The organism is Bradyrhizobium genomosp. III (genome assembly GCF_000261705.1).
Lineage (GTDB): Bacteria > Pseudomonadota > Alphaproteobacteria > Rhizobiales > Xanthobacteraceae > Bradyrhizobium > Bradyrhizobium ottawaense.
This window is the reverse complement of sequence record NZ_AJQF01000017.1, coordinates 1-9,021: the sequence shown is the minus strand read 5'-3', so window position 1 is coordinate 9,021 and position 9,021 is coordinate 1. Positions and strand designations below refer to the sequence as shown.

General features: G+C 63.6%; 8 protein-coding genes. 2 read left to right on the top strand and 6 right to left on the bottom strand.

The window, feature by feature from the left end; translation table 11 throughout:
• The 6 genes from IC66_RS0101365 to IC66_RS0101340 form a co-directional block, all read right to left on the bottom strand.
• Window positions 1–592 (bottom strand): sugar kinase (locus IC66_RS0101365; protein WP_038946415.1); only part of this gene is annotated, 592 nt, incomplete at its 3' end.
• A gap of 24 nt (window positions 593–616) precedes the next feature.
• On the bottom strand, window positions 617–1,603 hold the full coding sequence (gene denD, locus IC66_RS0101360; RefSeq protein ID WP_028145158.1) for a D-erythronate dehydrogenase: 987 nt from the start codon (window positions 1,601–1,603) through the stop codon (window positions 617–619).
• A 67-nt stretch (window positions 1,604–1,670) separates the two neighbouring features.
• Window positions 1,671–2,606 carry a carbohydrate ABC transporter permease gene (locus IC66_RS0101355; protein ID WP_028145159.1) on the bottom strand — a complete coding sequence of 312 codons (936 nt, stop codon included), beginning with the start codon at window positions 2,604–2,606 and terminating at the stop codon, window positions 1,671–1,673.
• Entirely contained in the window at window positions 2,599–3,516 is a 918-nt protein-coding gene (locus tag IC66_RS0101350) for a carbohydrate ABC transporter permease (protein WP_080670311.1), read from the bottom strand. The genes IC66_RS0101355 and IC66_RS0101350 overlap by 8 nt, the downstream gene beginning before the upstream one ends.
• A gap of 100 nt (window positions 3,517–3,616) precedes the next feature.
• Entirely contained in the window at window positions 3,617–4,936 is a 1,320-nt protein-coding gene (locus tag IC66_RS0101345) for an ABC transporter substrate-binding protein (RefSeq protein WP_028145161.1), read from the bottom strand.
• A gap of 47 nt (window positions 4,937–4,983) precedes the next feature.
• Entirely contained in the window at window positions 4,984–6,051 is a 1,068-nt protein-coding gene (locus tag IC66_RS0101340) for an ABC transporter ATP-binding protein (protein ID WP_038946413.1), read from the bottom strand.
• Window positions 6,052–6,253: 202 nt separating this feature from the next.
• Between IC66_RS0101340 and IC66_RS0101335 the strand changes: the two genes are divergently transcribed.
• Window positions 6,254–7,354, top strand: coding sequence for a LacI family DNA-binding transcriptional regulator (locus IC66_RS0101335; RefSeq protein ID WP_038946412.1), 1,101 nt, complete (start codon window positions 6,254–6,256; stop codon window positions 7,352–7,354).
• A gap of 136 nt (window positions 7,355–7,490) precedes the next feature.
• Window positions 7,491–9,021, top strand: a 1,531-nt coding sequence (locus IC66_RS0101330) for an IlvD/Edd family dehydratase (protein WP_049806432.1), incomplete at its 3' end; no start/stop codon positions are given.

Genomic DNA, 9,021 nt, shown 5'->3' with positions numbered 1-9,021 from the left:
CGGCGGCGGCGAAAGCAGCCGCAAACACCTCGCGCGCGACGTCGCGGTCCGGCCAACCCCGCGCGCGAAAATTGGTGTCGAACACAAAGCGGGTGCCGAGCAGGCGCGCGCGCTTGATCGCCGCGAACAGCCGCTCGCGCCCGGGCGCATCGTAGATCGAGAGCGTGATCGCGGAGAGATAGACGATGTCGTAGCTCATCAGCGAGTTGAGCAGCTCATCGGTCTCCGGCAGGTTCATAAGCTGGCGCGCCGCCGCGCTGTCGCGCCAGTGGAAGAACTGGCGCTCGCCCTTCGCATCCAGCTGGATCATGTAGAGGCCGGGTAGCTTGCCGGCCAGCCGCACGACACGCCTTGTGCCGACGCCCTCCGCATTCCAGGCCGCGATCATCTCTTCGCTGAGGCCGTCATCGCCGAGCGCGGTGAGATAATCGACCTTGACCTCGAGCCGCGCCAGATAGACCGCGGTGTTGAGGGTGTCACCGCCGAAGCCGCGCGAATACAGCCCGCCGCCCTGCCCTTGCCCGGCAGACGCGCCTCCTTGCGCCTGCCTGAGCTCGACCATGCATTCGCCGATGCAAGCAACGCTCGCCATCACCAGGGCTCGCTCAGTCAGAGATCATGCGACGAAGTTGCCGCCGAGCTCGTCTTCGATGTGAATGCGGATGATGTCGTCGAAGGTCTTCTCGGCGGTGGTGAAGCCGAGCTCGAGCGACCGCTTTGCATTGAAATTGCGCGGCCAGCCGCCGACGATGCCGACGATGAAGGGATCAGGTTCGTGCTTGATGCGCGCTGCGACTTTTTCGCCGGCAACCCGCTTCAAGGCGGCGATCTGCTCGCCGACCGTTGCCGAAAGGCCTGGCATGGTCAGATTGCGGCGCGGGCCGACGGTGGCGAGATCCATGGTGCCGGCATGGAGCAGGAAGCCGACCGCGGAGCGCGGCGTCGCGTGCCAGTGGCGAACGTCCTCGGACACCGGCAGCACCGCTTCCTTGCCGGCCAGCGGCTCGCGCAGGATGTTGGAGAAGAAACCCGATGCCGCCTTGTTGGGCAGGCCCGGCCGGATGCAGATGGTCGGCAGGCGGATGCCGATGCCGTCGAGGAAACCGCGGCGCGAATAGTCGGCCAGCAACAGCTCGCCGATCGCCTTCTGGGTGCCGTAGCTGAGCAGCGGGGTGTGGAAGAACTCGTCCCCGATCGCATCGGGGAACGGCGCGCCGAACACCGCGATCGAGGACGTGAACACCACGCGAGGCTTGTAGCCGCCGCCGACCAGCCTGACAGCATCGAGCAGCATCCGCGTGCCGTCGAGATTGATGCGGTAACCCTTGTCGAAGTCGAGCTCGGCTTCGCCGGAGACGATCGCGGCGAGATGGAAGATCACGTCCGGGCGGCCGGCGATGAGCTTCTCGGCCGCGCCTGGGACTGCGAAATCGCCCGACACGGTCTCGACCGGGAAACCGGCCTTTTCCGGCCTCTTCGGTTCGACCACGTCATGCATGGTCAGCTTGGTGATGTCGCTCTTGCCGAGCCGGCCGTCACGCAACAGCCGTTCGCACAATTTGCGGCCGACCATGCCGGCGGCGCCGAGAACCAGAATGTGCAAGAGCTTAACTCCTTCTTATTGGCCGGAGCGCGCAGCCTCCGGCGCGCTCCCGTGGCAGACCCCGCGATTATTCCTTCACGGCGCCGGTCATCGCGGACACATAATGCTCCACGAAGAAGGCGTAAAGGATGACGAGCGGCAGCGAGCCGGCCAGGGCTCCGGCCATCAGCGAACCCCAGCGGTAGATGTCACCGTCCACGAACTCGTTGACGATCGCGACCGGCACCGTCTTGTTGCTGGTCGACTGCAGGAAGGTCAACGCGTAGATGAACTCGTTCCAGCACAGCGTGAAGCAGAAGATGAAGGCCGAGATCAGCCCGGGGATTGCGAGCGGCAGAACGATCTTGATCAGGATCTGCCAGCGGCTCGCCCCGTCGATCAGCGCGCATTCCTCGAGCTCGAACGGGATGGTCTTGAAATAGCCCATCAAGAGCCAGGTCGAGAACGGGATCAGGATGGTCGGATAGGTCAGGATCAACGCCAGCGGCGAGTCGAACAGCCCGTACTGGAACACGACGGTGGCGAGCGGGATGAACAGGATCGATGGCGGCACCAGATAAGCGAGGAAGATCAGCCCGCCGACGAGATTGGCGCCCTTGTAGCGCAAGCGCACGATGGCGTAGGCAGCTAGCACCGACGCGATGATCGAAAGCACCGTCGCGCAGACGGCCACGTACATCGTGTTCCAGAGCCAGTACGGGTAGTAGCTCTCGAACAGCAGCTTGTGGAAATGCTTGAAGGTCGGATTCCAGGTCCAGAACGGGTTGTACCTGTCGAGATCGAGCAATTGCTCGTCCGGCTTCACCGAGGTCAGCGCCATCCAGTAGAACGGGAACAGCAGAACGATGACGATGATCGCGAGCGGCAGGTACAGCGTCACCATCCGGCGCGGCACCGACTGCAGGTAGCTCATGCCCTCGCTGTGATCGTCCTTCGCCACCGTCGGAGAGGATCCCGATAGCACGGCCTTGAGATCAACGGACCTGGTGGGCAGATCAGTCATTGTTCTCTCCCTGCTGCCATTTCCTGCGCTGGAGGCCGAACCACGACACCATGATTGCGGCGAGCAGGAACGGGATCATGGCGCTCGAGATCGCGGCACCCTCGCCCAGCTGCCCGGCGATGATCGCGCGCTGGTAGGACAGCGTCGCCATCAAATGGGTGGCGTTGACCGGGCCTCCGCGCGTCATAGCCCAGATCAGCTGGAAGTCGGTGAAGGTGAACAGCACCGAGAAGGTCATCACGACGGCGATGATCGGCGTCAGCAGCGGATAGGTGATGAAGCGGAAATTCTGCCAGCGCGTGGCGCCGTCGAGCGTTGCGGCTTCATAGAGCGAGGGCGACACCGTCTGCAGGCCCGCCAGCAGCGTGATCGCCACGAACGGCACGCCGCGCCAGATATTGGCGAAGATCACGCAAATCCGCGCCCAGGTCGTGTCGCCGAGGAAGTTGATGTTTTGGTCGATCAGGCCGAGATGCCTCAGCGACCAGGAGATGATGGAGAATTGCGAATCGAAGATCCACCAGAACGCCAGTGCCGAGAGCACCGTCGGCACGATGAAGGGGATCAGGACCATCGCGCGCAACATCGCCTTGAACGGCATGTTCTCGTTCAGCAGCAGCGCGAGATAAAGCCCGATCGCGAATTTGAGGGCGCTGGCGACGAAGGTGTAGAGCAGCGTGTTGAACACCGACAGCCAGAAGATGGAGTCGTCCCACAACCACTCATAGTTCTCGGTAGCGACAAAGTGCCCGACCCTGCCGATGCGGGTGTCGGTGAAGGACAGCCAGATGCCGAGCCCCAGCGGGTAGGCCAGGAAGAAGATCAGGAAGGCCATGGCCGGCACCATGAACCAGAAGCCGAGCCAGTTGCGATTGTGTTTGAGCTGGGTCCAGGCGCCGTCCTCTCTCATCTGAGGCTTGGCCCGGGGAATTGCGACATCAGCCATGCCCGATATCCCTGATCGAAATGTTGACGGGCGGGCGGCCGAATGGCCGCCCGCCCCGTGACCCTCAGCGATAGATGCGCTTCAGCTGGCGCTCGGCTTCCGCCATCGCGCCCTTCGCATCCTTGGTGCCGGTGCAGTAATTGGCGAACATGTCGACGACGATGAAGTCGGCGATTGCGGTTGCCGCCTTTTCGCCGACGGTGCCGATACCGGCCGCCGGGAGAGTGCGCTTGGACGCCTGCGAGAACACGGCATTCTTGGGATCCGCCGTCCAGATCGGCGCCGATTCATAGCCGTTCAAGGTCTGCGTCAGATAGCCCTGCGCGCCGTCCAGCCACTTCTCGTAGTTCTCCTTCTCCAGCATGAAGGCGACGAAAGCCTTCGCCGCGTTCGGATATTTGGTGAAGTTGAAGGCGAGGATCGGCAGCGCAAGCTGCAGCTCGGTCGGCTTGCCGACCGGTCCGACCGGCCAGAGCGCGTGATAGGTGTCCTCGGCGAGCTCCTTCTTGCTCGCATCGGTCTTGGCGGCGACGTAGATCGAGATGCCGTTCGCCGTGCAATAGAGCTCGCCGGCGAGGAACGCCTTGTTGTTGGAGGAATCGTTCCAGGACGCGGTGCCCGGGATGAAGGCATCGTACAGCGACTTGCAATATTCAAGCGCCTTCGCGGTCTCCGGCGAATTGATGATGATCTTGTCGCTCTGGTCGACCGTGTAGGCGCCGTGGCCCCACAGCACCCAGTGCAGCCACGAATTGCCGTCGCCTGAGGCGTGCCCGAGCGCGAAGCCGGCCGGCGTGTTGTTCGCCTTCAGCGCCTTGCACATCTCAAGGAAGCTGGGGAAGTCCTTCGGGAATTCCTTGAACCCCGCCTTGTCGAGCGCCGACTTGCGGTACGTCATGTAACCGCCGTTGGTCGCGACGGGAATACCGAGCCAGTCGTTGCCTTGCTTGCAGGTCTTGGCGGCCGCATCGGTCCAGCCGCCGTACTTCTTGCCGAGATAATCGGCGACGTCGTTCATCTTCAGCACTTTGGTGGGGAACAGCTGCGGCAACGTGTGCAGGCCCCAGGCGAGATCGAGCCCGGAGCCGGTATTGGCCGCAACAGAGGCCTTCGGCTGCACGTCCTCGAAGGATTCGCTGAACACGTTCATCTCGGTGCCGGTGGCAGCCTTGAACGCCGCGACCATTGCGTTGAACGCGTCGTCCTCAGCCGGCACGAAGCGCTTCCATCGCATCACGGTCAGCTTGGCACCGGGCTCCGCCTTCCAGGGCGCGCTCTGCGCCCAGGCCTTGGCGAAATCGAACAGTGCCGGCCCGGTGAGCATGCCGGTCGCAGCCAGTGCCGTTCCGCCTTGAAGCAGAGTCCGGCGGGTAAAGTCTTGCATGTCGTCCTCCCTGTGATGCTTTTTTATTGTCTTAACTTGAACTTATGCTACGCGTTCAGGCGCTTTCCCGTCGCCTCGTCGAACAGATGCACCAGCGACGGATCGGGCTTCAGCCGGATCTTGTCGCCCGGGTTGAACTGATGGCGTTCGCGGAAGACCGCGACGACCTGCTCGCCGCCGATCTTGGCGAACACCTGCGTCTCCGAGCCGGTCGGCTCGACCACGATGATCTCGGCTTCGGCGCCGTCGTCGGCAATGGTGAAATGCTCGGGCCGCACGCCATAGACCGCGGGACGGCCGTCGGACGCCGCGGCAGCGGTCTTGAGCGGCAGCTTGACGCCGTTCGGTCCCTCGAAGGTCGCAACGCCGTTGACGCGCACATGCCCCTTCAGGAAGTTCATCGCGGGCGAGCCGATGAAGCCGGCGACGAACTGGTTATCGGGCTTGTCATAGAGCTCGAGCGGCGTGCCCATCTGCTCGACGATGCCGTCATGCATGACGACGATCTTGTCGGCCATGGTCATGGCTTCGATCTGGTCGTGGGTGACGTAGACGGTCGTCGTCTTCAGCCGCTGATGCAGCTCCTTGATCTCGGTGCGCATGGCGACGCGCAGCTTGGCGTCGAGGTTGGACAAGGGCTCGTCGAACAGGAAGACTTGCGGATCGCGCACGATGGCGCGGCCCATCGCGACGCGTTGGCGCTGGCCGCCGGAGAGCTGGCGCGGATAGCGATCGAGCAGCGGCGACAGCGCGAGGATCTCGGCGGCGCGCTTGACGCGCTTGTTGATCTCGTCGGCGCCCGCATTCCGCAGCTTCAGCGAGAAGCCCATGTTGTCGGCGACCGTCATGTGCGGATAGAGCGCGTAGTTCTGGAATACCATCGCAATGTCCCGCTCCTTGGGCTGGACATTGTTGACGACGCGGTCGCCGATCGAGATCGTGCCGGAGGTGATGTTCTCGAGACCGGCGAGCATGCGCAGAAGCGTCGACTTGCCGCAGCCGGAAGGGCCGACCAGAACGACGAACTGGCCGTCCTCGATCGGTACAGTCACGCCGTGCAGGACTTCAAAATTGCCGAACGATTTCCGCACGTCGCGGATTTGCACAGACGACATCTAGCTCCCTCCTCGAAAGTCCACGGCGCCTCTAGCGCCGCGACCGTCTTGTTTTTTCAGACTTCACCGAACTCGGCCCGATCTTAGCGGGCAACATTGTCGGCAGTTTGTGCGGTTTTGGCAATTTGTCTTTGGTTAGTCGTTGCTGGTAGCGCTGTCAACGTTCCTTTGTTTGCGGGACTGACTGTGTTAAGAGCAGCAAATGGGTCGAAAACGCACCAAGTCAGGCAAGATCCGGCTGGCGGAAGTCGCCGAGCTTGCCGGCGTCAGCCCGATTACGGCGTCCCGCTTCTTCCGCAATCCGGAGGCCCTGTCGATCGGCAAGCGGACGCGGGTCGAGAGCGCCGCCAAGGAGCTCGGCTATGTGCCGAACCTTGCGGCCCGCGCGCTGGCCTCGCAACGCACCGAGGTCATCGGTGTCTTGATCCCGTCCCTCACCAACAACGTGTTCTCGGACGTGCTGCGCGGCATCTACGACGCGTCCGAAGGTAGCCGTTACTCGATCCAGTTGTCCAACACGCGCTACAGCATTCTCCAGGAAGAAAAGCTGCTGCGACTGTTTCTCGCGCAGAAGCCGGCCGGGCTGATCGTCACCGGCATCGACCAGACCACGGAATCGCGTGCCATGCTGGAGGCCGCGGATTGCCCGATCGTGCAGATCATGGAGATCGGCCCCGATCCGGTCGACATGATGATCGGCTTTTCGCACTATGATGCAGCCCGCGCAGCGGTTGCGCACCTGTTCGAGCAGGGCCGCCGCAAGATCGGCTTCGTCGGTGCGCGCATGGACCCGCGGGTGCAGCGGCGGCTGGACGGATATGTCTCGGCGATGAAGGATGCCGCACTGTTCGAGCAGCGCCTCGTCGTCACCACGGCGACACCGACCTCGGTGACGCTGGGCGGCGCCCTGTTCACCGATCTCCTGGCGCGCGAGCCCAATCTCGATGCGGTGTTCTGCGCCAATGACGACCTTGCGCTCGGCGTACTGTTCGAATGCCGGCGCCGGGAGATCGCTGTCCCCGAGCAGATCGCGATCGTCGGCTTCAACGACCTCGAGTTCATGGCCTCCGCCGTCCCCACCCTTACCAGCGTGCGCACCAACCGCTACGAGATGGGCAAAACGGCCGCCACCATGCTGATCGAGGCGATCGACGGACGGCGCCCGGAGCAGCCGGTGCTCGATCTCGGCTTCAGGGTGATCGAGCGGCAAAGCTCATCGCCGCGCCATTCGGACGGCAGGCCGACCGTTTCAGTCGCAGGCGCGGCGAACAAAATGGTAGCGTTACCAAGTAGCCATGACTAGTATCGCATTTGTGAGGAAACGACCCGCCAGCGGGCCAGCGATCCGTCATTGGCGTCATTGGGCATCGCACAAGCCGACACCCCAAGACTGATGTAAATGGACGGACGCCAGTGCGTTTGCATTCCAGGAGAAACCAATGACAAAAAAGCCAACCAATGGGCATGCGCCCGCCGGCAACGGCTCCCGCCGCCACCTTCGCTCGCAGGAATGGTTCAACAACCCGCATAATCCGGGCATGACGGCGCTCTACATGGAGCGCTACCTCAATTACGGCCTCACCCGTGCGGAGCTGCAGTCCGGCAAGCCGATCATCGGCATCGCCCAGACCGGCAACGACCTCTCTCCCTGCAACCGCCACCATATCGAGCTTGCCCATCGCGTCCGCGAGGGCATCCGCGAGGCCGGCGGCATTGCGATGGAATTCCCGACCCATCCGATCCAGGAGACCGGCAAGCGCCCGACCGCCGCGCTCGACCGCAACCTCGCCTATCTCGGCCTGGTCGAGATCCTCTACGGCTATCCGCTCGACGGCGTCGTGCTCACCACCGGCTGCGACAAGACCACGCCGGCCTGCATGATGGCGGCGGCGACCGTCAATCTGCCCGCGATCGTGCTGTCGGGCGGCCCGATGCTGAACGGCTGGCATGCCGGCGAGCGCACCGGCTCCGGCACCATCGTCTGGAAGTCACGCGAGCGGCTCGCCGCGGGCGAGATCGACTATGAAGAGTTCATGGAGATCGTGGCTTCGTCGGCGCCCTCGGTCGGCCATTGCAACACCATGGGCACCGCCTCGACCATGAACGGTCTTGCCGAAGCGCTCGGCTTCTCGCTGCCGGGCTGCGCGGCGATCCCCGCGCCCTATCGCGAGCGCGGCCAGATCGCCTACGAGACCGGCAAGCGCGCCGTCGAGATGGTCTGGGAAGATCTCAAGCCCTCGGACATCCTGACCCGCAAGGCGTTCGAGAACTGCATCGTGATCAATTCGGCGATCGGCGGCTCGACCAACGCGCCGATCCACATCAACGCGCTGGCCCGCCACATCGGCGTCGAGCTCACCATCGAGGACTGGCAGAAGGTCGGGCACGACGTGCCGCTGCTGGTCAACATGCAGCCGGCCGGCTTCTATCTCGGCGAGGAATTCCACCGCGCCGGCGGCGTGCCTGCGGTGGTGCGCGAGTTGATGAAGCACAAGCGCATCCATGAGGATGCCGTCACCGTCAACGGCCGCGGCATCGGCGAGAACTGCAAGGACGCGCCTGTCCCCGACAACGACGTGATCTGGGCTTACGACAAGCCGCTGGTGAAGGACGCCGGCTTCCTGGTGCTGAAGGGCAATCTGTTCGATTCCGCGATCATGAAGACCTCGGTGATCTCCAAGGAATTCCGCGACCGCTATCTCAGCAATCCGAAAGATCCCAACGCATTCGAGGGCCGCGCCATCGTGTTCGAGGGTCCGGAGGACTATCACGAGCGGATCGACGATGCCTCGCTCGACATCGACGAGCGCTGCGTGCTGTTCATCCGCGGCACCGGACCGATCGGCTACCCTGGTGGAGCCGAGGTCGTGAACATGCAGCCGCCGGCAGCGCTGATCAAACGCGGCATCCTGTCCCTGCCCTGCATCGGCGACGGCCGCCAGTCCGGCACCTCGGGCTCGCCCTCGATCC